Consider the following 24512-nt stretch of genomic DNA (forward strand, 5'->3'; position numbering starts at 1 on the left):
ATCGGCAAGCGATTCATCGTGTTCCATCAAATAAAGCGGGCCCTATTCACGGGTGGATGATACAGCCGTGCCGACATGGGGACCACACCGCTCGATGGCCACGCGCACGGTCTCTTCCGGCGGTCGTTCCCACCAGTCCAGCTCAGAGAAGATTTCCAGCTCGAATGGCCCTGCGTAGCCGATTTCATCGAGCCAATCCTTGATGCGGGGTATATCGATGACGCCGTCGCCGACCATCCCACGGTCGCGCAGGTTGCGCGTCGGCACGAGCCAGTCGCAGTAGTGGAAGGTGATGATGCGGTCCGGGCCCGCGCGACGAAGCTCCGTTTCGAAGGCCGGGTCCCACCAGCAGTGGTACACATCGGGAACCAGACCCGCGCCCTCTCCGAGCTCATCGCAAAGATCATTCGCGACCTTGATCGAATTCAGCACACTGCGGTCTCCCGCATACATCGGATGCAAAGGCTCCAGACCCAGTTTGACGCCGACTTCTCGCGCATGAGGAAGCAGCGCAAACAGCGCATCGCGCACACGCGCTCGCTGACCTTGAATGTCCTTGCTGTCTGGCGGCATGCCGCCGACCACCATCATCAGACAGGCAGCGCCAATCTCTGCGGCAGCATCGAGCAAACGTCGATTCGTGTCGATCGCCGCCTCCATGCTCCTGTCAACGCTGACGTTGAGCCATTCGCTTGTGCACAGCGACGGCACCCACATCTCCAGTTCTGCAAGATGCTTCCGCGTTCGCGCAACGCCGTATTCCTCGAGAAAATTCCTCCAGACCGCAATGCCGCTAACTCCCTGCCGCCTGTAGCCGTCGAGTGCTTCAGGCATGGTCCACTTGGGCGTGGTGATCTGATTGATCGCGAACCTGGAAAGGTCGTGACTCATTCTGCGTCTCTCCTTGTATTCAGCCTATCGTGCGAAGGCGCTTGCGGCATCGTCGTGTCAGGCCATGCTCACCCGCCGAAATAGCGCGCGACATATACACGACACGATACCTGTACAGGCGGGCAGAACTGCACACTTGGAAAGAGCGCGCATCGAAGGCTTTAGCGGCCGATGAAGTCTTCGAGAAAGTTAAAGAGGCGGTCGAAATTGCAATGCGCTACGTTGAATCGAAGCCATCCTGTCCTGATTCGGCCTGCGAAGAAGAGATGGCCAGGCGCAAGCAGAATCTTTTCTTTCAAACCCAACGCGGCCAATTGTGACGAATCACCGTCGATGCCGGCGGCCTTCGCCCAAACGAACATGCCGGATTGAGGCTCGCAAAAGATCTCAAAGCCGATCGCCTCCAGCCGGCGACACGTCTTCTCCTGTGCGGCCGCGAGTTTGTCCCTCAGTTGCTCGGTGTGCTTGCGGTAATGCCCTTCGGCCAGGATCGTGCTGACCAGCCGCTCGGTGACAGTCGGCGTCGACATGCCCGATACGAGTTTCTGATAAAGCAGTCCTTCGATGACGTTGCGATCGGCTACGACATATCCGACACGCAATCCGGCGCCGATCGTCTTCGAAAAACTGCCTACGTAGATGACATTCCGAAGCTGATCCATGGATGCCAAGGTGAAGTGCGAGCCTTGCACCAGATCAGCGGAAACGTCATCTTCAACGATCAGGCACTCGTAGCGTTCGGCTACCTTCAGCACCTTATAGGCCGCCGCCGAACTGTAACTGGCTCCCGTCGGATTGTGCAGGCGGCTGTTCGTGAAGTAGAGCTTCGGACGGTTCGCTTCGAGCGCGGCCTCCATCGCGGCGATGTCCGGGCCGGTGGGCGTCATCGGTATGCCGATGGTTTCGACATCACGCATGCGAAGCGCGACCAGGAGATCGCTGTAGCAAGGCTCATCGACCATCACGATGTCGCCCGGCTGGGTGAAGTGCCGGATCACCAGGTCGAGTGCCTGATTCGCGCCCAGAGTCGTCATGACACCGGCGACGTCAGTTTCGATTTCGTATTCGGCCAGTTGCCGCACGATCTGCACGCGCAGCGGGTCGAAGCCGCTCGCCTGCCCGTAACCCAGAAGGTGTTCCGGGTGTAAGGCCAGTTGTCTCAGCGAGCGTGCAATACCTTCGCTGTCGAGCCACGTTTCAGGCAACCACCCTGCCCCAGCGTGTATCGCGCCTTCGTTGGCGCCCAGAAAGTTGCGAACTAGCCAGCCGTTCGTGACCTTTTCGTCGAGTTTTTCTGCGGCCCTCTGTGGCGATCCTGTTCGCCGGTCCGACACATAAAAGCCCGATCCACGCCGCGCGACCAGCACGCCTTGCGCAACCAGCCGGTCGTAGGCCTCCACCACCGTGAAGGTGGACACGTCGTGCGCGCCAGCAAATGCGCGGATGCTCGGCACGCGCGCCCCAGCCCGCCAGCGTTTCTCTTCGACTTCCTGAATGACGCCCGCCACGATCTGCATGGTGAGCGATGTCTCCGAACCGGCATCTAGCGAGAGAACGGGTTTCATAACGGGGCGCGATGACAGAAAACACAGTGCGATGTGTGCAGGCCAGAACACCTGTACAGCGATCCGGCGACCTAACCAAGTGTACATGTATCTGTGCAGGGTGTTTGCCTAAATTTCAAGCTAGTTCGTCGCTGGCTCTTGCCGGTGGCGTGGCCACCCTCATGGATTCCTCGCATGAAGAAGATACGCAATTCCGAAGCGCTCCTTTCAAGGGGTGATGTGACTTCACGGCGCGTGGTGCTGGAGATCGCCGACCGCACGCTCGCTCGTCTGGACAGCTACCGGCGCATTCAGAGCATCATGCGTCTCGAAGGCGATACGCTCCATATAGGTACCCGCACGTGGGACTTGTCGAAGAAACGCAACGTCTACCTGATCGGCGCGGGCAAGGCCTGCAATCACATGGCAATGGCAGTCGACCACGTGCTGGGCGACCGGCTGACGCGGGGCATCGCCATCGTCAAGATTCGCGAGGAATCGGACCGCTTCAACAGGACCGAAGTGTTCGTCGGCGGTCATCCGTTGCCGAACGAAGAAGGGCATCGTGCGTCCAGAGCGATCATCGAGCTCGTCGATCAGGCCGGCCCGGATGACCTCTTCATCGCCGTTATCAGCGGCGGCAGCTCGGCGCTGATGTCGTGTCCGATCGACGGCATCACACTCCAGGACGAGATCGACACCACCGACGTACTGCTCAAGTCCGGCGCGGGCATCTACGAGATCAATGCCGTGCGCCGTCATATCTCAGCGTTGAACGGCGGCATGCTCGCCAAACGCATTCAGGCGGTCGGCGCCGAGCTGATCGGTTTCGGCATCAGCGATGCGGTCGGTTCACCCGCGACAGGCGACATTGCCGTCCCGTATGCCGCGTACAAAAGCACGCCGATTGGCCCCGACATGACCACGCTCGACGATGCGCGAGCGACCATCGTCAATCGCAACGTCGCAGAGCGTCTGCCGAAGAGCGTCGTCGACTATCTGATGAACGCCGGCCCCGAAGCCGAGACTCCCAAGGCGTTTCCCGACAACACGTATTTCCTGCTCAATACGCTGCCGGATTCCTGCATCTATGCCAAGGAAGTGTGCGAGGAAATGGGCCTCCCGGCGATGATCGTCTCGTCCTTCCTGGAAGGCGAAAGCCGCGATGCCGGAACGTTCTTCGCCTCGATGGCGCGCGAAATCCAGACCTACGGCAATCCGGTCAAGCCGCCTTGCGTGCTGCTCAGCTCCGGCGAAGTCACGACGCATATCGGCGATAACAGCGTCATCAAAGGACACGGCGGCCCTGGCCAGGAGATGACGGTCAGCTTCGCCATCACGGCGGAAAAGACTCAGGGCGCGTGCCTGCTCTCGATCGACAGCGAAGGCACCGACGGCACCGCGAAGGTCGCCGGCGGCATCACGGATTCAAGCAGTTTCAAGGCGGCCGCGCAAAAGGGCATCAGCCTTTATCAGGCCTTGCGCGAGCACAGCTGCTTTGAAGCGCTCTCCTCGATCGATTCAGCCGTCTTTACGGGCAACACAGGGACCAATCTGTGTGACCTGAACATTCTCTACGTCCCGGCTCTGAAGGAGGGGGTGTGATGGAAGACAAGATCACCTCCGTTCGCGCGCAACAGATCATCGACTGCAAATGCCGCCCCGCCGTCGAAGTGGAAATTCGAACCGAAAGCGGCGCCAGCGGGCAAGGCGCGGCGCCGACCGGCACGTCGGTCGGCATGCATGAATCGTTCGTCCTGCGCGACGGTGATCCCTCGACTTACAGAGGGCTCAGTGTGCACAAGGCCGTTGATCATGCGGTGAACATCATTGGCCCGGCGCTGATGGGCATGAACGTATTCGACCAACGCGCCATCGACGAGAAAATGATCGCGCTCGACGGCACGCCGGACAAACATCGCCTCGGCGGCAATACGATCTATTCGGTTTCCATCGCGGCGTTCCGCGCGGCCGCTGCTGCTCGCTCCATTCCGCTCTATGAGCACATTGCAGGACGTGACATCCGGACCGTTCCCGTGCCGTGCTTCAACGTGATCAACGGCGGCCGCTACGAAGGATTCACTCAGGCGTTCAACGAGTTCCTCATCGTGCCCTATGGCACGGACAGCATCGACTATTCGATCGAAATGGCGGTCGCGGTCTTCCAGAAACTTGCGGATGTATTGACCGGATATCTCCGGCATAAGCCTCAGGTCGCAAGTTCCTATGGCTATGCGGCGCCATCCGATGATCCTGAAGTGATCCTCACGCTGATGCAAAAAGCCATCGACGAATGCGGTTACACGGGTCGCATCGCGTTCGCGCTGGATTGTGCATCGAGCGAAATGTACGACAAGCAGACGGGCCGCTATCTTCTCAAGGGCGAGCGCGTGTCTGCCGACGAGCTGATTGCCTACGCAAAGTACCTGACTGAGCGCTTCAATCTGGTCTTTATCGAAGACCTGCTAGACGAGAACGACTGGACCGGCTACAGCAAGGCGGTGCGCGAACTCAAGCGGACCATCGTACTCGGCGACGACCTCACGGTGACCAATCTCGAACTGCTGCGCAAAGCGCATGACACGCATGCCGTGGATGGCTTCGTCCTCAAGCCCAATCAGGTCGGCACCATCACCGAAGCAATGGACGCCTACCGCTTCGCTCACGAGCACGGGATGATCGCGGTGCCGTCGGGCCGCTCCGGTGGCGTCGTCGACGACGTGGTCATGGATTTCTCCGTCGGCCTCGAGGTCCCGTTCCAGAAGAACGGCGCACCGCGCTCAGGCGAACGCATCGAGAAGCTGAACTTCCTGATGCGCGCCAATGCCCGAAGCTCCGCTTGCCGTCTCTACGACATCGCTCCGCTGCTGCGGTTCTGATACGCCCCGTCCACAAGAACGTTTCCTGCCAACAAAGGTATTCCCATGTATCCGAAGATCGATTTCCTTTATCTTTCCGAACCCGACATGATCGAGGCCGGCGTTCTCGATGCCGCACGTTGCGTGTCCGTCTGCGAAGAGACGTTCAGCCTGCTAGGCAAGGGCGACTACCTGATGGGTGGCGCCAATCACAACAACCACGGCATGAACATCGTTTTCCCAAAGGAGACTAAGTTCCCGAACATGCCCGTTGCAGGCCCGGACCGCCGTTTCGCCGCGATGCCCGGTTATCTCGGCGGCCGCTTCGACGTGTGCGGCAACAAGTGGTACGGCTCCAATCACGCCAATGCGCAAAAAGGCCTGCCGCGCTCGATCCTCACGATGATGCTCAACGACAAGGACACCGGTGCGCCGCTGTCCCTCATGTCGGCCAACCTGTTGAGCGCGGCGCGCACCGGCGCCGTGCCAGGCGTGGCGGCGAAGTATCTCGTGAACAAGGATGCGAAGACCGCGTCGGTGATCGGTTGCGGGCCGATCAACAAGGCGTGTTTTGCTGCGATCATGACGCAGCTCTCCGGTATCGAAAGAGTCATCTGTTTCGACGTGTTTCTCGACAAGGCAAATGAGTTCGCGAGTTGGGTCGAGGCGACGTATCACGTCAACGCGATCGGCGTGGATGAAGCCGAGAGAGGCTTCCGCGATGCCGATGTCATCACGGTCGCTGCCTCGCGCCTGAAGCCACTGTATTTCAAGGACGAGTGGATCAAGGATGGCGCGGCGCTGCTTGTCTCCGGCCCGTTCAATACTGACGAATCGTTCCTCACGAACTGCAAGATCGTCTTCGATCACACGCCGTTGCAGGAGGCCTATGTCGAAGATGCGCTCGCATCGGGCAATAAGGATGCGTATTACAGCGGCGTGATCGGCGGTCCGTTCTATCGACTCATCGACGCCGGCAAGCTGCCGTCGCTCGCTGATTCGACCGGTCTCGGCGATGTCGTCAACGGCGTGAAGCCGGGCCGGGAAAGCGCGAAAGACCGAGTCATCTTCATCGCCTGCGGCATGGCGGTGTTCGATATCAGCTGGGGCTTCGAGCTGTACAAGAATGCGCTCGACAAAGGCATTGGACAGTCGCTGAATTTGTGGGAGAAGCCGAGCCAGGCGTGATCCGCTCTGACCGAAGCCTCCAGGATGTTTGGAGGCTTTTCATCTTGTGTTGTGACGCATCATTCACCAGCTTCCCGCGGGAGGGGATATTCGTTGCCCCCTCACCGTCGAGACCCATGGTGCCAAAGTGGACACAGTAGGCCCTGCCAGGCGAAGCCTTCGCTCATTGCGGTGTAATGGATGTGCGTCACCTCATCATTAACGTCGAAGCCGATCATAGGCGCACATCCGAGAAAACGGGCTTTGAAGGGCTGGCGAGACGGGGTTGACATTTCCACGTCCACGCCATCTAGCTTTGGGCGCGTAGGACGTTCATCTGCGAGCGTGAGACGAGGGACAGGACAGGATAAATTGTTCCGTCCGTAACGCAGAGAACTAAACGGCGCATTGTTTTTAGCATCGAGACTAGTGATGTTGATCGATGATCCGCCCGTTGCGACTAAGGTGGGATAAGTAGCTACCTTTACGAGAGGATAGAGATGCGCATCGGTTTTGTTGGAACCGGCGTGATCACAAGAGCCATCGTGATCGGACTTGTCCGCTCTCAAATAAATTTTGAGAGCATCGCGTTGTCACCGCGCAATGCGGCCGTTGCGGCGGAACTTGCTACGCTCGACGCGCGCATCAGAGTTTGCGTTTCCAATCAGGATGTCCTTGATACTAGCGACGTGATATGCGTGGCCGTTGTTCCGGAGATTGTCGAAGACGTTCTCCGGGCACTGCGCTTCGAAGTGCGGCATAACGTGATTACGTTCGTTCCCGGAACGTCGATTGAAAAGCTGCGTCGGCTCGTTCACCCTGCAGCCACGCTTGCTCGCGCAATCCCTTTGCCTGCGGTCGCGGATCGGAGAGGAGGAACCGCGATATTTCCGCCTGACGGTATCGCCCGTTCCATATTTTCTGCGCTGGGAGAAGCCATCGAAGTCACGAGCGAGAACCAGTTCGACGCGTTACACGCAGTTACCGCGACCATGGCGAGTTTCTACGCCGTCCTGGAAGCACAGGCCGCCTGGCTGATGAAGCAAGGTCTCTCGTACGACGCGGCTCGCACATTCCTCTCGGGATATTCGGTTGGCCTGGCACTCGAAACGACCGGAACATCTCATTCGTTCACGGAGATGATCGACTATCTGATGACGCCCGGAGGGCTGAATCAGCAGCTTCATGCTGAACTTGCGTCTGCTGGGGCCTACGATCACTACGGTAGAGCGCTTGATCGGGTATTAGCTCGCGTGCGGGGGTAGGCATGAGTGACTCTTGTTCCGAGGTTCACAGCAACTGTTGGCGAGGACGGGTGCCTTAAGCAAACCTTTTTCTAAACTAACATTGACCACAAGGGAGCAAGCAACAAGTGAAGGGATACTGGATTGTTTTAGGTTCGGACATCACTGAGCCCGACTCGCAAGCTCAGTACGGTAAGCTTTGGGCGCCCATTGCTGAGAAATATGAGGCAAGGCTGAGGTCGGTGGACGTCGCGACCATCCTGCCCGAAGCCGGTTCGGCAAAGCGAGTATCAGTCGTGGAGTTCCCGTCCCTGCAGCAGGCGAAAGCTTGCTACACGGACCCATTGTACGAGGAAGCGAAGCAGTACGCGCTCAAGGCGTCCAATCGAGCGCTTCTTATTTTCGAAGGCGAAATTCCCTAAACGCGTCTAGTTGCACTCACGCGATACATCGCTTAGGCCAGCACGTTGTCAGCGCTTTAGCTTTTACCGGAGAGCCTCTATGGGAAAATGCGTTCAAGCTGTTGGCATAGCACACTGCAAGATTGTCTGCATGAGACGCTTTGCCAGAAGCATATGCGCGGACACCATTGCCTCAGTTGAGATGGGACATCAGTTGTGGCTTCGAGATGGTTGAAATGCGAGCAATCGAGGTATTGGTCAATCCTTGAATCCGTGGGAGAAGTCAGCTGGACTTCGATATCTGAGTCGCTCTCAATCTCGGCGCCGCCGGGGTCTAAAAGCTATCGCCCCATGACTAAACGATTCGGTCATGGGGCGACACGTTTTCTTTTGCCCGAAGTCACCCGACGTATCGGGTGACGGGTGGATCACAAGCCAGCTCGGGCAAACTCAGACAGTTCAAAACCCTGCGCATACGGCTGCGTGTCATCGACATAATGCTCGCCACGGCCGGTAATATACGCGCGCCCTTCCACGCTCGGATACACCGCATCGAGACCGCTCTCCAGTCGCGTCTGCGACTCCACACGACCGATGAAGCGACTGAGGATCAGGCTCTCATGACGGTATTCCTCGCCTTCCGACAGCAGCCCACGTGCGAACCGCTGTGCGACTCGCGCGGAGGTGCCCGTGCCGCACGGCGATCGGTCGATGATCAGGTTACCCGCGATCACCACTGCGCGTGCATGTGAGTCGCTCGCGACGGGCTGCCCCGTCCACATGCAGTGCTTGACGCCACGAATCTGTGGATTGTCCGGATGAACCACGTCGAGTGCCTGGTTTACGCGTTGCTGAACCTCCCGACCCATTTCCAGTAGTTGCTCGGGCGTGAAGTGTTCGCAACCGGGGAAATTCTCCTGCACCTCGACGATGGGATAGAAGTTGCCGCCGTACGCGATATCGACCTTAAGTTTGCCGAGCTTCGACACTTCGATCTCGACGTCCTTGTGAAGCAGGAAGCTCGGCACATTCGTGAAGCGGACCGATTCGACCTTGTCGCCGTTCATCACATACTTTGCTATCACCTGACCGGCGGGAACGTCGACCACCACCTGACCCGGCGTCTTCGGTTTGATCAGACCTGTTTCGAGCGCGAACGTGACCGACCCGATCGTCGCATGGCCACACATCGGCAAGCAGCCCGACGTCTCGATGTACAGAAGACTGAAATCGGCATTGGCGCTCAATGGCGGATAGAAAATGGTGCCCGACATTTGCCCATGTCCGCGCGGCTCCAGCATCAACGCACGGCGGATCCAGTCGTACTTCTCGACGAAATACAGTCGACGATGATTCATCGTTGCGCCCTGCAACTCCGGCCCGCCGCTCACCACCATGCGCACCGGCATGCCTTCGGTATGGCCTTCAATGCATGAAAAGGTATGCTTTGTCATTGACGTTTCCTGGAAAACCAAACAGTGGAACCGTGAATCCGCGGATTCACTACGATCGACCTTCTCGTCGTTACCCGCCCAGGATTCACTGCTAAAAAAGAACCCGTGCAGAAGCACGGGCGAATACCTCCCTGGATCACATTCTGTGACCTGGCTCAGGCATAACGCGGGACCAGGTCCCGTAATTCGGGCGGAAAAAGCATATCGCGAGCAATCGAATCATCGCGTCGCAAGAATTCCGCCGCCTTGTGCAAGCCGAAAAACTCGAGAAACAACGGCGATTGCAGGATCAGCATGTCGAAGCCCGGAAGCACGGTGTTTCCCTTCGACATGGCCGCCCGCAGGAACGGAGTGGGCTGATTCTTCATGAGGATGTCGCACACGATCGCGGAGCTTTCGATCCGCTCCGGCGCCGTGGGCAGCGGATCATCGGCCTTCAGACCGAGCGGCGTTGCGTTGATGACGACTTCGAAACCAGCCGCATCGTTCGTCCGCTGCGCCGAAGTCGAAATGCCATAGCGCTCGCCGACCGAGCGCGCCAGGCTTTGCGCTTTCGCCTCGTCGACATCGTAAATCGCGATGCGCGCCGCGTTGCCCTCCGCGAGCGCCGCGGCTATCGCGCTGGCCGCGCCGCCTGCGCCGATCAACAGCACCGATTTGCCACGGTATTCCATGGCGTAACGGTCCATCGACTTCGCGAAGCCGGTGCCGTCGAATATGTCACCTTCCAGTTGGCCGTCGTCACCCCTTCTGATCGCATTCACGGCATTGGAGGTCATCGCTCCGTTCGAGCGACGGTCGACGATGCCCGCTGCAGCATTTTTGTGCGGAATCGACAGCACCATGCCGCGCGTCGTCTTCGACTTGAACAGCGACCGGATGGTGCTTTCAAGGTTGGCCGGCTCGACGTGCAGCGGAACCATCACCGCATCGAGGTCGCACAAGGGAAACACCTTGTTGAAGATTTCCGGGGTTCTGACCTGCTCGATCGGATCCGCTACCATGAAAAGAACATTCGTCTTTCCAGTAATCAAGTTCTGCTTCAATTCCCACTCCTGATCTGCTTGTCGGGAAGTTCAAGACGAGTCCATTCCCTGAATACGAGGTCTCGTGGACCACGCGCTGAAGTTTCAGAATCCTTCGCCCCACGTGTCGCTCAACATGAAGCCTGCGCTCAGCGGATCGTCCGGATCCACACCAATCTGTTCGATGCTGTAGATCCAGGCGCGCCCCTGAATACGCGGCAGAACGGCAGGCCGCCCTCCTACCTCGGTGCGTCCGAGCATCTCGACTTTGAACTCGCTGCCGATGGTCGATATCGACTTCAATTGCGAGCCAACGTCGACCTTGCCGCGCGCCGCGAGCGTCGCAAGGTTGGCGGAGCTTCCCGTTCCGCACGGCGACCGGTCGATACGTCCCGGTGGCAAGGTCGTGCACGTCTGATAATCCGTGTCCGACACACGGTTGCGGAACATCACGTAGGCGAGCTGGTTGATCTGCGGATACAGGGGATGTTGAAGCTTCACCTGCTCGTTGATGACCGCGCGGAGTCTGACTCCGAGATCGGCGAGCTGACGCGCATTCTGCGGCGCAATCGTGAGGCCGACCTGTTCGACATCGACGAGCGCGTAGTACACACCACCGAAGGCCACGTCGACGGAAATCGTTCCGAACGCTTCCGTCTCGACCGGCAGGTCAAGGTGTTCCACGAACGCGGGAACCATGTCCAGTGATACACCGATGCATCGGCCGTCCTTGCACGTCGCGCGTGCGGTGACGAGTCCCGCTGGCGTGTCCAGCACGACCTTCGTCTCCGGCTCCTGCATTTCAACCATGCCCAGTTCGAGCAATGCCGTCACCACGCAGATGGAATTGCTCCCCGACATCGGATGCGCCTTGTCCGACTGAAGGACGATGAAGCCCGCATGCGCCTCCGGACGCGTCGGCGGCAGAAGCAGGTTCACCGACATCTGCAGACATCCGCGCGGTTCGAACACGACCAGCCTTCGAATGCTGTCGTCGACCTCGTTGATGTAGTTCATCTTGTCCAGCATGGTTTTGCCGGGAATGTCGACCACACCTCCCGAAATGACCTTGCCGATTTCGCCCTCGCAATGGACACCGACCAGTTGCAGACTTTTCTTCCAACGCATGATTTAGCTTCCCATTCCTGTTGATTGCCTGACCACGAGAATTCCGCAGCAATGCGCCGCTCGCTCATCCGAATCGTTGCGCGCTGAAGGGAGCCAGGTCCTGTTTCGGTGTTCGCCCGGATGCGAGATCCGCAATGAGCCGCCCGGTGGTCGCACCCAGCGTCAGACCAAGCTGCCCGTGACCGAGCGCGAGCAGCACATTCGGAAGACGTTTCGAGCGGTCGATAATCGGTTTGGTGTCCGGAAGGAACGGCCGATAGCCCACACCGAACTCGTGTCTGGTCCTGTTCAGTTCAGGCAGGACTTTCTTTGCCTTGGCCAGGATGATTTCCGCACGCTTGAAATTCGGCTGTGCGTTGCGTCCTGCAAATTCGATGGTTCCGCCGATCTGAAGTCCACGGAGCATCGGCGTGAAGCAGAACCCGCCGTCCGCGTAGATGACGGAATGCTTGAACTCGACCTCCGGCTCCGGCAGCAGGACCTGATATCCGGCGACGCCTTCCAGCGGCGCGCTCACGCCGAGTTGGGAAAAGAAGCGCCGGGAGCCCGCCCCCGCCGCAACGACGACATGTTCCGCCTGCAGGCTCTCGCCGCTCTCGAGCGTCACGCCGGTCGCCCGGCCCGCGTCTTCGTTGATACGCGCCGCGGCGCTCTGTACGCGACGGCCGCCGTTAGCCAGGAAGTGATCGGTGAGCGCCTTCAGAAATCTCTCCGTATCGCTGACGAACCGCCATTGCGGAAGCAGCAGACCATGTGAGAAGCGCCCCTTCAGCGCGGGTTCCAGATCGTCGATTTCCGCGCGGCCGATGATCTGGGTGTCAAACCCCAATGACTTCCTCAGTTCGATGTGTGGGCGTTCGTGTTCGATTCCTGCCGCGCTATCAAACACTTCGAGAATCGGGCGCTGGCCGATCAGCGCATCGTCATCGATGGGGTCCAGCAGGCTCGCGTAGTCCTCGAATACATTGCTCGTGAGTGAAGCCATTGCCGTTGCGATGTCCACGATCTTCGAATGTCGCGCACAAGACAGGAACCGCAGGAACCACGGCACGATTCCCGGCAGCGCGCTGGGCCGCAGCGCGAGCGGCCCTGTCTGGTCGAGCAGCCATCCCGGCACCTTGAGGAGAATGCCTGGTTTGGAAAGGGGAATGATTTCGCCAACGGAGATCTGGCCGCAACTCCACTTCGCGGTGCTGTCGCCCGGCGGTGCGGGATCGACGAGCGTGACCTTGAAGCCGCTTCGCTGAAGATACAGCGCGCAGCAGATGCCAACGATGCCGCCGCCGATGACCACCGCTCGCTGCGAAAGGCCAACAGCGGCATTCGGGGTGAAGTATTGCTCGCGAGGTACCGAATTCATCTTTGTTGTCGTCCGTGATTCAGGTAGAACTCATTTCTGTACATACTCAATACGCGAAACGCCGCAGGAATCGCGATTCCACGACTCCAACCAGCCGGGTCAAGGGAAAAGCGACTACGAAGTAGATGATTCCCACTGTAGTCAAGAATTCGAGCGGTCGTGCCGTGGCATTGGAAGCGCTCTGACCGACGAACATCAGATCGGCCACACCCACGGACGAGATGAGCGCACTCTCCTTGAACAGGCTGATGATGTTCGAGAGAAGCGGCGGTATCGCGCGCAGCAAAGCTTGTGGAAAAATCACGTGCACGATTTTCACCTTGGGCGTCAGCCCCAGCGCGATGCACGCGTCATGCTGCTCCGACGAGATCGATTTGAGTGCGCCGCGAAACGTCTCGCTGGTGATCGCCGTCATGTAGAGCGTCAACGAGATGATCACCGAGATGTACGGCGGAATCGGCAACCGAAACACCACCGGAAAGCAGAAGAAAACCCAGAATAGCTGAATCAGCAGAGGCGTACCCCGGAAGAACTCCACGTACAGGGTCGTCAACGTCTTGACCACGCGGGAGGGCGACATCCTGAGCAGACTCAGCACGAAGCCGAGCAGACTTCCCAGCAACGCGCAACCACTCGTAAAAGCGACCGTGAGCGCGAGGCCTTTGAGCAGCACCAGCCAGTACGACGCGACAATAGAGAGATCGATGGTCATTCCATTCTCCTCAACGCTGGACCGCCGCATCTTGCCGGCGCTCGATCACATGGACCAGACGCGAGATCGGCAAGGACAGCGCGAAGTAGATGAGCGCCACGACTGAATAAGTTTCGAGCGGACGGTACGCCTCTGTCGCGAGGCTCTTCGCAACGTACATCAGGTCAGCCACCGCGACGATCGCAACCAGCGCGCTCTGCTGCAAGGTGCCGATCCCGTTGGTCATGAGCACCGGCAGGGCACTACGCAGTGCCTGCGGCAACACGACGAAGAAGGTGCGCTGCCATGGCCTGAGGCCAAGAGCGACACAGGCATCGAGATGTTCCTTTGGAACGGCCTGGACGCCCGCGCGATACGCCTCGGCGTTGAATGCGGTCAAATTCAGCCCCAGCGCGAGAACTCCCATCGCAACCGGATCGATGAAGACGTCGACCATCATGGGAATGCAGTAGAAGAACCATACGATCTGCAGCAGCGCAGGCGTGCACCGGAAGAATTCGATGAAGAGCTGGGCCGGCCAGCGGATGATCTGCCAACGGCTCATCACCATCAGACAGAGGAAGAAGCCCAGCACGAGCCCCATGATGTTCGCCGCCAACGCAAGCTCGATGGTGACCTCGAGGCCCTTGAACAACGCGCCGAAGCTTCCGTGAAGAAACCCGAAATCAAACTGATAGCCCATGTCGACCTCTCAATCCAGATGAAGCACTTTCTCGAGGAATTCGCGCGTGCGAGGTTCCTTCGGGCATTTGAAGATCTCTGACGGTGCGCCCTGCTCGACCACCTTGCCACTCGCGCAGAACACCACTCTCGTTGCGATGTCGCGCGCGAAGTGCATGTCGTGCGTCACGATGATCATCGCCATTTTCTGTTCCGCAAGCTGCAGCATCACGTTCTGGACTTCGATCACCATTTCGGGATCGAGCGCGGAAGTGACTTCGTCGAAAAGCATGAGCTTCGGCTCCAGCATCAGCGCACGCGCAATCGCGACGCGCTGCTTCTGGCCGCCAGAGAGCTGGCTCGGATAGGCGTTGAGCTTGCTTTCGAGGCCGAGCCGCGCGAGATACAGGCGCGCGCGTTCCGATGCCTCCGCCTTCGACAGACCGCACACCCTGACGGGTGCCAGTATCAGATTCCCTAGGACCGACAGGTGCGGGAACAGTGTGTAGTGCTGGAACACCATGCCGATCTGCTTTTGCAACTTCGGATCGATTCGCTTCGAGCCACCCATGTCGGCACCGCGAATGTACGGTTTGCCCTGAAACGAAATCTCGCCGCCCTGAATGCCTTCGAGTCCCATGAGCACACGGAGTAGCGAGCTTTTACCACTACCACTTGGCCCGATCACGACGAGCCGGTCGTCGGCGCGCATATCGAGGCTCATGCGGTCCATGACGACGAGGTTCTCGCCATAGGACTTGTACACATCCTTCAACTGTACGAAGTCGCCCGACACCGCCGACAGGGACGAGACGTTCGCAGGGCCGGTCGGGTGCGCCACCCTGGGTGCTTGTGTCTGAGATAGGAACATGAGGACTTTCTCCAGCAGAGCGCAACGCTGGCGCTCGCGACTTCATTCAAATGGCCGACCGTGCCGTTACTCCACGCATCGCCCTGCGAATCCGCTGACGGAGCTACGGATTCGCCGCTCCGTCGACTGAACGTGGCTTACTTCGTATCGGCTATCGTCTCTTTTACAGACTTGTCGACGTAGGCGTTCACGGTCCCGTTTTTCTTCTGCTGCTCGATGAACTGGTTGAACACGGCAATATCCGCCGCCGGGGTGTCCTTGGGAATGCCGAAGCAGATCCCCTGCGGTGCGAGGACCGGATTCGGTTTGAACGTCTCAGCCCAGTCCGGATGGGCACGCGCGAGCAACAGGTTCGTCATGCTGTCGTCCGCCAGCAGATCGGCGCGTTTGGACATCAGCGCGAGGCGGGTTTCGTCGAATCCCGGCAGGCGCATGATGGTCGCCTGCTTGAGCACGGCCGAGATGGCCTTGTCCTGAGCCGTACCCGACATCACGGTGACAGTCACGCCGGGCTTGTCGATATCGGCGATGGATTTGACCGGCTTCGGGACTTTCGGGTTGTTCTTGTTGTAGGTGAAATCCACGCTGTAATCGATCACCGGCTCAGTAAACGAAATCGCCTTTCTACGTTCGGGCGTATCGTTTAGCGAGAGCGAAACGTCCCACTTCTCGGACTGCAGACCCGCGACGATATTGTCCCAGGTAGTGTCCACATACTCCACCTTGACCTTCAGGACTTTTTCCCCGAAGTCGCGACACAGATCCGAAAAAACCCCGCTATACGTCCCCGTCTTCGGATCCTTCATCGTGTACGGGGGCGACGTCGCTGCACCGCAACGAAGTACTCCGGCCTTACGAACGTTTTGCCACGTCGCAGCGTCCTGTGCGTGAGCGACCGGACTCATTGCAATAGCACCCAATGCAGTCGCACAGACCAATGCGCGACCAAACAAGCGGGACATCTGGAACATGATCGACCTCTGACAGAGAAGAAAAGAAGATGAAGCGGACATTCAAACCATTGGCTGTTTGCGGCTTATTTAATCTCGAAGACTCCTTCGAGCTCGACGGCGACGTTTCTCGGCAGCGAGATGCAGCCGACTGCGGCGCGGGTATGTCGGCCGCTATCACCTAGCACGGCGACGACAAGATCAGACGCTCCGTTGATCACTTTGGGATGCTCCGTGAAATCCTCGGTTGCATTGACGAAGCCTCCCAGCCGCACGCATCCGGCCAGTCGGCTCAGGTCTCCCTCCAGCGCCCTATCGACCTGAGCGAGCAGGTTCACCGCGCAAAGACGGGCGGCCGCCTGCCCGTCCTCGATCGATACGTCTCGCCCGAGCTTGCCGACGTATTGATCCACGCCATCACGCACCGGCACCTGCCCTGACACGTAAAGAAGATTTCCAACCCGCTTGGCCGGCAGGAAATTCGCGCCGGGCTTGGGTGCGGCTTGAGGCAGATCGATGCCCAACTCGCCCAGGCGCTCTTTCAGGCTTTGACTCATCTGGCTTCTCCCGGTTAATCCGCGCGACGGCCGGCTTTCGAGCGGTCGTGATCGATGCGCTCACCATCGAACACGACCTTGTGGTGACGTTCCGCGTACTCGCGCGTGATCTTTCCGTTGGCGAGATCAGCTTCGATACGATCAAGCGTTCTCGCCGCGGGGTCCCCATAACCGCCGCCGCCGGCCTGCTCGTGGCGAATGATCGCGCCGCGATGAAGCGTTCGCGTGAACTTGCTGGGCAACGGTGACAACCCTTCGTCTGAGCGCAGATAGTTGGCCGAGTGCGCGCCCGGCGCACCGCCGAACAAGCCGTACGGTGCATGCGATGCACGGTCGGAACGAATCTGTGCGACCACTTCCTCCGCTTCGATCCGGTACTCGCGAACGAGGCCAAGGCCGCCGCGATACTCGCCCGCGCCGCCCGAGTCGGCCGCGAATCCGTACTCTTCCATGACGATCGGATAGCGCGCCTCAAGCGTTTCGATCGGCATGTTCGACATGTTCTGCGACGGGTTCGTCACGCCTTCGATGCCGTCCTTGTTGAAGCGGCCGCCCCACGCACCGTTGATCATGTCGACGAGGATGAACGGCTCGCTTGCTTCCTTGTCGTAACCACTCAGCGCGATGACCGTGTTGCCACCCTCGCCCGCCGCCATCACTTTCTTCGGCGCAATCTTTGCGAGCGCACCGAACACGCAGTCGACCACGCGATAGCCTGTCAGCGCGCGCGCAGCAACAGGCGCCGGCATGCGCGGATTCAGGATCGATCCCTCAGGCGCGGTGATGTCGATGCAACGATAGACGCCAGCGTTGTTGGGAACGTCCGCATCGAGCGCGCATCGCACGCTCAGGTAGGTGGCCGACTTCACGAACGACAGGGTCGAATTGATCGCACCGCGCACCTGTGGGGAGGAGCCCGCGAAGTCGACCTTCACTTTCGAGCCCTCCACCGTGATCGCGCATTTGATGGGAATGGCGTCGTCCGTGAAACCGTCGTTGTCGATGTAATCGGTGAACTCATAGACGCCGTCCGGCCACGCTTCGATCGCACGACGCGTCAGCCTTTCGCCGTAGTCGAGCAGTTCATCGAAATAGGCCCGAAGGTTTTCTTCGCCATAACGATTGATCAGACGAAGCAGTTCTCGCTCGCCGATGTTGCAGGTCGCGAGTTGTGCGTCGAGGTCACCCAGCACGAGGTCCGGAAGACGCACGTTCTTCCTGATGATGTCGATGAGCGTTTCGTTCGGCTCGCCACGGGTGTACAGCTTCATCGGCGGAATGCGCAGGCCTTCCTGGAAGATCTCGGTCGAGTCCGCCGCGTTCGAACCCGGCACGCGTCCACCCACGTCGCAGTGATGCGCGATGACGACGGAAAAGCCCTGTAAGCGCTTCTCGTGGAAGATCGGCTTGAACATGAAGATGTCCGGCAGATGCATCCCACCCTCGTACGGATCGTTCAGGACGATCACATCACCCGGCTCCACCGTGGCGGCGAACTTCTTGATGATCACGTCCACTGCGTCCGGCACTGCGCCGAGATGCAGCGCGACGGTCTTCGCCTGCGCGAGAATGCGGCCGGCCGCGTCACACATCGTGACCGAGTAGTCGAGCACGTCGCGGATGATGGGCGAACGCGCCGTGCGCATCACGGCGAATGCCATGTCGTCCACGATCGTGTCCAGTGCGTTCTTGACGACGGCAAAGGTAATAGGGTCAACGTTTCGTTGGGTCATGATGGCTCCATTCAATTCATTCGATCGACGCGATGACACTGCCCACCTTGTCGGTGCTCACGCGCCAGCCCGGCGGAATGACGATGGTGGTGTCGGAACTTTCGAGGATGACCGGACCAGTGATGGTCTTGTCGAGCTTCGAGCGCGGCAGGATCGGTGTATCGATCCAGCCGGTCTGGCGGTCAAAGTAGACGCGTCGCGTGGACGCCGATTGCTCGACATTGGCCGCTTTCGAGCTGCGGATATCGTTGAAATCGAGCGTGCTGGCCGCGATGCCGCGTGCGAGCAGACGCACGTTCGCGCACTCGATCGCGTCGTTCGATGCGTATCCGTAGATGCCTGTATAAGCATCGCGGAACGCCTTGCGCAATGTCTCGCGTGTCGATCCGTTCAGTTGCTCCGGCAATGGGACCGGAATCTCGTAGTCCTGGCCTTTGAAGCGCATGTCCAGATCGAAAACGTATTGAATCCGGTCCGCCGAATAGCCTTCGTCAGCCAGCGCGCGGCGAGCGTCTTCGCGCATTTGCGCGATGCTTTCTGCCAGCGCATCGATGTCGAGCGAATCCAGCAGATTGAGCGATGGCCTCACGAAGTAGCGTTCGACCGCGCCCGCGAGCATGCCCATCGCAGTGAAGACGCCAGGAGCTGCCGGAAAGACCACCTTCTTCATGTCGAGCGCGCGCGCCAGATCGCAGGCGTGAACCGGCCCTGAGCCACCGAAGGCGACGAGCGTGAAGTCACGCGGATCGACGCCGCGTTCAACCGTCACGGCCTTGATCGTGCGCGCCATGTTGACGTTCACCACTTCGCGAATGCCGACGGCTGCCTCTTCGACCTTGATGCCGAGCGGTTTGGCGAGCAGCGTATCGACGGCGTCGCGCGCGGCGGCGATCTTGAGTTCCATCGTGCCGCCTGCCAGACGCTGCGGGAGGAAGCCGAGGATGGCGTTGGCGTCGGTCACGGTCGGCTTCTCGCCGCCGATGCCGTAGCAGACCGGCCCGGGAAAGGCGCCTGCGGACACAGGACCTACGTTCAGGAGACCACCCGCATCGATCCAGGCGATCGAACCCGCTCCGCTTCCCACTTCAGCGACGTCAATCGTCGGCACCCGCATCATGTAGCCGCCCGCCTTGATGAAGCGGCTCGGCGTCGAGATGCCGGCGCGGAACTCATACTCGTTGGTGCGTGCCAGTTGTCCGTCGTGAATGAGCGATGCCGACGCAGTCGTGCCACCCATGTCGAACACGACGAGATCCTTGTCCTTGCGTGCATCGCCGAGACGGCCCGCGCCGACCACGCCTGCGGAACGTCCCGACGAAATAAAGAACACCGGCGTGTCCTGCGCGACCCGGGCGCTGGACAGACCGCCGTTCGAATTGCTCACGAGCAAAGGCGCCTTCACGCCGATTTGTTTGAGGCCCGACTCCAGACGTTGGAGATAGGTGCGAAGAGCAGGCAGGACATAGGCGTTCACGACCGTCGTCGACGTGCGCTCGTACTCGCGAAGTTCCGGCAGCACGGAAATCGAAGCGGTCACGCTGATGTCCGGGAAGGCACGCTGAAACGCTTCGAGCGCGGCAGCTTCGTTCGCACCGTTCTTGTACGAGTTGATGAAGCAGATCGCGACGGACTCGATACCTTCCTTCTGGAAGAATTCGCCCGCCTTGATGACCTCATCGACGGGTGTCGGGCGCAGGACCTCACCCGATGCCAGAACACGCTCGTTGATCTCCAGGCGGTAGCGGCGCTCCGCGAGCGGCACGGGTTTGTCCCAGGACAGATCGAACATCGTGGGCGTACGCACGCGACCGATCTCAAGCACGTCACGGAAGCCCTTAGTCGTGATCAGACCGCACTTCGCGCCCACCTTCTGCAACATCGTGTTGGATCCGACCGTCGTGCCGTGAAGCACTTCCTTCACGTCGGCCGTTGCCAGACCGGACTGCTCAAGGATGCGCTCGACACCTGTCAGCACCGCCTCTTCCGGCGCCTTGGGTGTGGACGAGACCTTGGTGAAGTGAACGTTGCCCTTATCGTCGAGCAAAACAAGGTCCGTGAAAGTACCGCCGATGTCGACGCCGATTCTCGCGCTTGCCATATCGATTCCCGATGTTCTCGAGTCCTCGTGCCGGGTTCCGGACGAGGCGCTCGTTACCTAGTTGAAAGACCACAGCGAATCCCACGACAGCTCGTCACATACGAATCGAACTTCAGGGAGTTATGGATCATTGGCGCCAATTATCTGGTTCGCGAAAAGTGCTGCTTCGCGGTAAAAATTCGTCGCCGTTCCATGTGCTGCATTGTCGATCAAATGACGACAAAGTCAAAGATAAAAAAAATATCGCGCTGGCTCTGTCGCGGCAAACACATACTGGGTATGGATTAGAGCGCCTAATAGGTGGTTAACCTAATCGGAAGAAACCCGAACAACGTGGCCTTGACATCGGTCGATGACCATGAAAATATTGTCGACATAAGATCGACTTAAAACCGACAAACCTGCTCGGTGCAGTCGTTTTACATCTAGATAGAGAGGCACTTATGAAAGACGAATCCAACCTGATCGTTGTGACCGGTGGCGCGAGTGGGATTGGCGAAGCAACCGTGCAGCGCTTCGCACGAGCCGGCTGGCGTCTGGCGGTGGCGGACGTCAACGCAGAAGGTGGGGAAAAGGTGGTCGCATCGCTGCGCAAGGCGGGCGCCGATGCCCGGTTCTATCAGGTGGATCTGGCCGATGAGGTCTCCGTCACGCGCTTCGCTGATGCAGTCGTTCGCGAACAAGGCGTCCCGGCCGCACTGGTGAACGCAGGCGGGATCCTGCAGAACGCGGTCCGCCTGCTCGACCTCGAACTGGCGGAATTCGATCGACTGTTTCAGATCAATGTGCGAGGCACGCTCGTCGCGTCACGCGCGTTTGGGAAGTTCATGTGCGAAGCGGGGCAAGGGTCTATCGTCAATCTTTGTTCGATGACGACGTTTCGCCCTTCGGCGCAGATTGGATACGCGGTTGGCAAATCGGGCCTCAAGCTGCTGACCGAAACCATCGCGGCGGAATGGGGCCCCAAGGGTATCCGCGTGAATGCCGTGGCACCGGGCTACACGCTGACTCAGGCGATGCAGGCACGCATCGACGCGGGTCAACGCGATCCCGATGCGGTCATCAGCAAGTCGGCGCTGCGTCGATTCGTCAAGCCTTCCGAGGTGGCGGACGCCATCTATTTCCTCTGCTCGCCTGAGGCGGCGGCCATCACGGGCGTCACCCTGCCTATTGACTGCGGCTGGCTCGTCAGCACGGCGTATCAGGCGTATGCATCACAACCCGCATAACCCTCAGAAAGGATCTGAAATGCCCATCCTCACATTGGAAATGCTGTCCGGCAGGACGGAAGAACAGAAGATCGAACTCGCAGACGTACTCACCCGCGAAACAGCTCGCATCGCAAAATGCGCGCTTCAGGATGTGCAGATCGTCTTCAGCGAAGTGCCGCGCTCCAGTTGGGCGGTAGGCGGCAAGCTGGCGTCGAGGAAAGAAGCTCCCGGCAGCGAGAGCTAGAGGGTGAATGCCGGTCGACTGAGCTTGCGACCGGTCAAACCGATGAATTTGCCGCAACGCTCTGGCGCATTGCGCCAGAGCTCAGTTGAGTGACGCTCAGTTGGGTGACGAGCTCGTTTCCTTCTCCGCCTTGGTCTGACTGGAACGTCTCTTTTCCTGCCGCTCATCGGTCGACGTAGCTCTGCGCGACGAGCTTTTGGAGGCGAACTTGACCGGAATCTGTGCGGTGAGATTGCGATCCAGATACTCCATGAAGCGTCCCTTGAACTGGGTCGCGTGCTCATGGGCCCAGGCCTCTGCGCGATCGGCGTCACCTTCCTCGATAGCCTGCAGCATCTCGGTATGGTGCGCAGCCATCCCTTCGGGCGTGATGGTCGGATCCAGCGCCTTGTACTTCAAATGCAAATGCAGCATTCGCCGCCCTTCGTCGAGCAAGCGCCGGTACAGATCCGCGAAATAAGCGTTGCGCCCCGCTTTCGCGATTGCCATGTGGAACTCGTAATTGCGCTCGATCATTGGCAGGCTGTCGCCGGTCTTGATGCTCTCAGCAACCCCCTTCAGATACGCCTTGTGTGCAGCATTGATGGCGCGTATGTCGTCTGCCGTCCGATGTACGGCAGCCAGGCGATGCGTGACGCGCTGAAGAAGGTCCAGTGCATCGAGGAACTCGGGGACTCGCTGGAAATCGATGGGCGTGACGACGTTTCCCCGATTCGGGAGAATCGTCACCAGACCTTCGGCCGAGAGTCGAACGAGCGCCTCACGAACCGGCGAGCGGGACACAGAAAACCGCTCCCCCACGCCCAACTCATCGAGATGGGTGCCTGGGGCGATCTTCATGGTCAAAATTTCGTTGCGCAGCGTCAGATAGACGCGTGACGTGCCCGTCTCTTTTGCTGCGTCGACGGGTTGCTCTGCTGACTTTGCCATAACAAATCCTGGTTGCGGGTCGAAGTGACTCCGGGGCCGAAACATTGTCGACATCTTGCCGACAATTCTACTACTTTCCCGCACATTCATGTGCACTTGACGGGGTATGGTTGACCCGAAGGCGACGCTCGCTTCGCCCCAGAAAGTTTATTAGCTACAATTATTTGTGTCCTGAATGCGGCGGCTTTCGCACTTTCGGGCACAGCCCAACCTCATCCTTTCCGGTCCGCCCAGATAATGTCGTCTGCCCTTGCCATTCCGAAAATCATCAAGCAATCAATGGGAGCGCAGGCGGTCGATGTACTTCGACAAGCCATCACCTGCGGCGACATACCCGCAGGCTCCCGCATCACCGAATTGCAGCTATCCGAGCATCTGGGTCTCTCTCGCGCCACTGTAAGAGCGGCGTTGCATCAACTGGCCCGGGAGGGATTGACGAAGCTGGTGCCGTACACCGGCTGGACGGTTGTGGCGCTGACTTCCAGGGACGCGTGGGAACTGTACACGTTGAGGTCGAGCCTGGAGAGGCTCGCGGCCCAACTGGTTGCATCGAAACTCGATCGACACAAGCACAAGACGATCAGCTCCCGTTTCGCGATACTCGAAAAGTGTTGCGCACGCGCCGATGCAGAGGCGATTGCCGAAGCGGATTTCGCGCTCCACAAGACGATCATCGACCTGTCAGATCACGAGCGGCTTCGAATGCAATACGAGATCGTCGAGCGGCAAATCCGTATCTTCATCCGGTCGAGCGACGAACTCGCGAGTGACGGGCAGGATCTGATCGAACAGCATCGACCCATCGTTCAGGCACTGCTCGCCAAGGACGTCGACAAGGCGGGAAGGCTGTCCGAGGAGCACAACCTGATTGAAGGAAAGAAGCTGACAGCGCATCTGCTGTCCCTTGAATCTCAACTGCCTGATACGGAACACCCTGGATCGACGGGGCGCCTGAAGAATCTGAACCCGCGACGTCGCCAGGAAACGTGAGTGAGTGTACTTACGCGACTTCGACGTCGTTTGTTCGTCGCGGAGCACGACGCACCGCGTTTTGAAGAATGCCGCCCGAGTTAAACAGCACATCAGGAACGCCATGTGTTCTGAGAACGTTCTCAGCAAACAACTCGATCGATTTGTCCAAGCCGAGATCCAATGGGTAAAAGACAGGTCTTCAGGCCCGACTCGCACAGATCTGCGACGACCTTCTTTCCGCGCTCCGGGTTCAGATCGCCTATGACGACCATCGCACCCGAACCTGTAAAGCGGCGCGCCGTAGCCTCACCGATCCCACTCGCCCCACCCGTTACAACGACCAGCTTTGAAGTGGTTGCCATATCTTGAACCTCCGCTAGTGGTTGCCGCCCCTGTCGAACGGCCGCATTGAAGGCCGCCATCGACGCCTCTGATCCAGAGCGTAACGGCCGTTTCTGTCTAAAAATCCTCGACGATTTTTCGTCGACTACATGTCGACAAT

Annotated in this window: 24 protein-coding genes; 8 read left to right on the forward strand and 16 right to left on the reverse strand. The window is 59.2% G+C overall.

Annotated features, from left to right (window positions below):
• Nucleotides 1-42 precede the first annotated feature (42 nt).
• Together L0U84_RS36005 and L0U84_RS36010 are read right to left on the reverse strand one after the other, a co-directional pair.
• Nucleotides 43-891 carry a sugar phosphate isomerase/epimerase family protein gene (locus tag L0U84_RS36005; RefSeq protein WP_233857582.1) on the reverse strand — a complete coding sequence of 283 codons (849 nt, stop codon included), beginning with the start codon at nucleotides 889-891 and terminating at the stop codon, nucleotides 43-45.
• Nucleotides 892-1052: 161 nt separating this feature from the next.
• Complete coding sequence (locus tag L0U84_RS36010; RefSeq protein ID WP_233857584.1) at nucleotides 1053-2456, reverse strand: aminotransferase-like domain-containing protein; 1404 nt, start codon at nucleotides 2454-2456, stop codon at nucleotides 1053-1055.
• 174 nt (nucleotides 2457-2630) lie between these two features.
• On the opposite strand from L0U84_RS36010, the gene L0U84_RS36015 reads away from it, so the two are divergent.
• From L0U84_RS36015 to L0U84_RS36035, 5 genes are all read left to right on the forward strand, one after another.
• Nucleotides 2631-4040, forward strand: a complete 1410-nt coding sequence (locus L0U84_RS36015; protein WP_233857586.1) for a glycerate kinase type-2 family protein — start codon at nucleotides 2631-2633, stop codon at nucleotides 4038-4040.
• Complete coding sequence (gene eno / locus L0U84_RS36020) at nucleotides 4040-5314, forward strand: phosphopyruvate hydratase (RefSeq protein WP_233857587.1); 1275 nt, start codon at nucleotides 4040-4042, stop codon at nucleotides 5312-5314. Before L0U84_RS36015 ends, eno begins: the two co-directional genes overlap by 1 nt.
• Before the next feature lie 45 nt (nucleotides 5315-5359).
• Nucleotides 5360-6481 (forward strand): tyramine oxidase subunit B, encoded by a 1122-nt coding sequence (locus tag L0U84_RS36025; protein ID WP_233857589.1) that lies wholly within the window; start codon nucleotides 5360-5362, stop codon nucleotides 6479-6481.
• Between the two features lie 479 nt (nucleotides 6482-6960).
• On the forward strand, nucleotides 6961-7725 hold the full coding sequence (locus tag L0U84_RS36030; protein WP_233857591.1) for a pyrroline-5-carboxylate reductase: 765 nt from the start codon (nucleotides 6961-6963) through the stop codon (nucleotides 7723-7725).
• A gap of 107 nt (nucleotides 7726-7832) precedes the next feature.
• Complete coding sequence (locus L0U84_RS36035; protein ID WP_233857593.1) at nucleotides 7833-8126, forward strand: DUF1330 domain-containing protein; 294 nt, start codon at nucleotides 7833-7835, stop codon at nucleotides 8124-8126.
• A 407-nt stretch (nucleotides 8127-8533) separates the two neighbouring features.
• Here L0U84_RS36035 and L0U84_RS36040 read toward each other — a convergent pair whose 3' ends face one another.
• From L0U84_RS36040 to L0U84_RS36090, 11 genes are all read right to left on the reverse strand, one after another.
• Nucleotides 8534-9559, reverse strand: coding sequence for a 4-hydroxyproline epimerase (locus L0U84_RS36040; protein ID WP_233857595.1), 1026 nt, complete (start codon nucleotides 9557-9559; stop codon nucleotides 8534-8536).
• A gap of 155 nt (nucleotides 9560-9714) precedes the next feature.
• Nucleotides 9715-10605, reverse strand: a complete 891-nt coding sequence (locus L0U84_RS36045) for a shikimate dehydrogenase family protein (RefSeq protein ID WP_233857597.1) — start codon at nucleotides 10603-10605, stop codon at nucleotides 9715-9717.
• Nucleotides 10606-10689: 84 nt separating this feature from the next.
• A complete protein-coding gene (locus tag L0U84_RS36050; RefSeq protein ID WP_233857598.1) occupies nucleotides 10690-11712 on the reverse strand; it encodes a proline racemase family protein in 1023 nt (340 codons plus the stop codon).
• Nucleotides 11713-11776: 64 nt separating this feature from the next.
• Nucleotides 11777-13006, reverse strand: a complete 1230-nt coding sequence (locus L0U84_RS36055; RefSeq protein ID WP_233857600.1) for an NAD(P)/FAD-dependent oxidoreductase — start codon at nucleotides 13004-13006, stop codon at nucleotides 11777-11779.
• 112 nt (nucleotides 13007-13118) lie between these two features.
• Entirely contained in the window at nucleotides 13119-13784 is a 666-nt protein-coding gene (locus L0U84_RS36060; protein WP_233857602.1) for an amino acid ABC transporter permease, read from the reverse strand.
• Between the two features lie 10 nt (nucleotides 13785-13794).
• Nucleotides 13795-14418 carry an amino acid ABC transporter permease gene (locus tag L0U84_RS36065; RefSeq protein WP_233857604.1) on the reverse strand — a complete coding sequence of 208 codons (624 nt, stop codon included), beginning with the start codon at nucleotides 14416-14418 and terminating at the stop codon, nucleotides 13795-13797.
• A gap of 57 nt (nucleotides 14419-14475) precedes the next feature.
• Nucleotides 14476-15315: an amino acid ABC transporter ATP-binding protein gene (locus L0U84_RS36070; RefSeq protein WP_326491230.1), complete on the reverse strand. Its 840-nt coding sequence runs from the start codon at nucleotides 15313-15315 to the stop codon at nucleotides 14476-14478.
• A 137-nt stretch (nucleotides 15316-15452) separates the two neighbouring features.
• A complete protein-coding gene (locus tag L0U84_RS36075; RefSeq protein ID WP_233857606.1) occupies nucleotides 15453-16286 on the reverse strand; it encodes a substrate-binding periplasmic protein in 834 nt (277 codons plus the stop codon).
• A 65-nt stretch (nucleotides 16287-16351) separates the two neighbouring features.
• Entirely contained in the window at nucleotides 16352-16822 is a 471-nt protein-coding gene (locus L0U84_RS36080; RefSeq protein ID WP_233857608.1) for a RidA family protein, read from the reverse strand.
• 14 nt (nucleotides 16823-16836) lie between these two features.
• Nucleotides 16837-18555 carry a hydantoinase B/oxoprolinase family protein gene (locus tag L0U84_RS36085; protein ID WP_233857610.1) on the reverse strand — a complete coding sequence of 573 codons (1719 nt, stop codon included), beginning with the start codon at nucleotides 18553-18555 and terminating at the stop codon, nucleotides 16837-16839.
• A 16-nt stretch (nucleotides 18556-18571) separates the two neighbouring features.
• Entirely contained in the window at nucleotides 18572-20653 is a 2082-nt protein-coding gene (locus L0U84_RS36090) for a hydantoinase/oxoprolinase family protein (RefSeq protein ID WP_233857612.1), read from the reverse strand.
• Nucleotides 20654-21096: 443 nt separating this feature from the next.
• Here L0U84_RS36090 and L0U84_RS36095 point away from each other — a divergent pair, with 443 nt between their 5' ends.
• The gene (locus tag L0U84_RS36095) at nucleotides 21097-21882 is read left to right on the forward strand and encodes an SDR family NAD(P)-dependent oxidoreductase (protein WP_233857614.1); all 786 of its coding nucleotides are present in this window, start codon (nucleotides 21097-21099) and stop codon (nucleotides 21880-21882) included.
• A 19-nt stretch (nucleotides 21883-21901) separates the two neighbouring features.
• Nucleotides 21902-22108: a tautomerase family protein gene (locus L0U84_RS36100; RefSeq protein WP_233857616.1), complete on the forward strand. Its 207-nt coding sequence runs from the start codon at nucleotides 21902-21904 to the stop codon at nucleotides 22106-22108.
• A 96-nt stretch (nucleotides 22109-22204) separates the two neighbouring features.
• Here the strand turns inward: L0U84_RS36100 and L0U84_RS36105 are convergent, their stop codons facing one another.
• Nucleotides 22205-23038, reverse strand: a complete 834-nt coding sequence (locus L0U84_RS36105) for a GntR family transcriptional regulator (RefSeq protein WP_233857618.1) — start codon at nucleotides 23036-23038, stop codon at nucleotides 22205-22207.
• 237 nt (nucleotides 23039-23275) lie between these two features.
• On the opposite strand from L0U84_RS36105, the gene L0U84_RS36110 reads away from it, so the two are divergent.
• Nucleotides 23276-24028 (forward strand): GntR family transcriptional regulator, encoded by a 753-nt coding sequence (locus L0U84_RS36110; RefSeq protein WP_233857620.1) that lies wholly within the window; start codon nucleotides 23276-23278, stop codon nucleotides 24026-24028.
• A 10-nt stretch (nucleotides 24029-24038) separates the two neighbouring features.
• On the opposite strand, the gene L0U84_RS36115 is transcribed toward L0U84_RS36110, so the two are convergent.
• Together L0U84_RS36115 and L0U84_RS43915 are read right to left on the reverse strand one after the other, a co-directional pair.
• Entirely contained in the window at nucleotides 24039-24179 is a 141-nt protein-coding gene (locus L0U84_RS36115) for a hypothetical protein (RefSeq protein WP_233857622.1), read from the reverse strand.
• Entirely contained in the window at nucleotides 24151-24432 is a 282-nt protein-coding gene (locus tag L0U84_RS43915; RefSeq protein ID WP_326491231.1) for an SDR family NAD(P)-dependent oxidoreductase, read from the reverse strand. The genes L0U84_RS36115 and L0U84_RS43915 overlap by 29 nt, the downstream gene beginning before the upstream one ends.
• Nucleotides 24433-24512 lie beyond the last annotated feature (80 nt).

Origin of the sequence: Paraburkholderia sp. HD33-4 (assembly GCF_021390635.1) — a bacterium.
GTDB lineage: Bacteria > Pseudomonadota > Gammaproteobacteria > Burkholderiales > Burkholderiaceae > Paraburkholderia.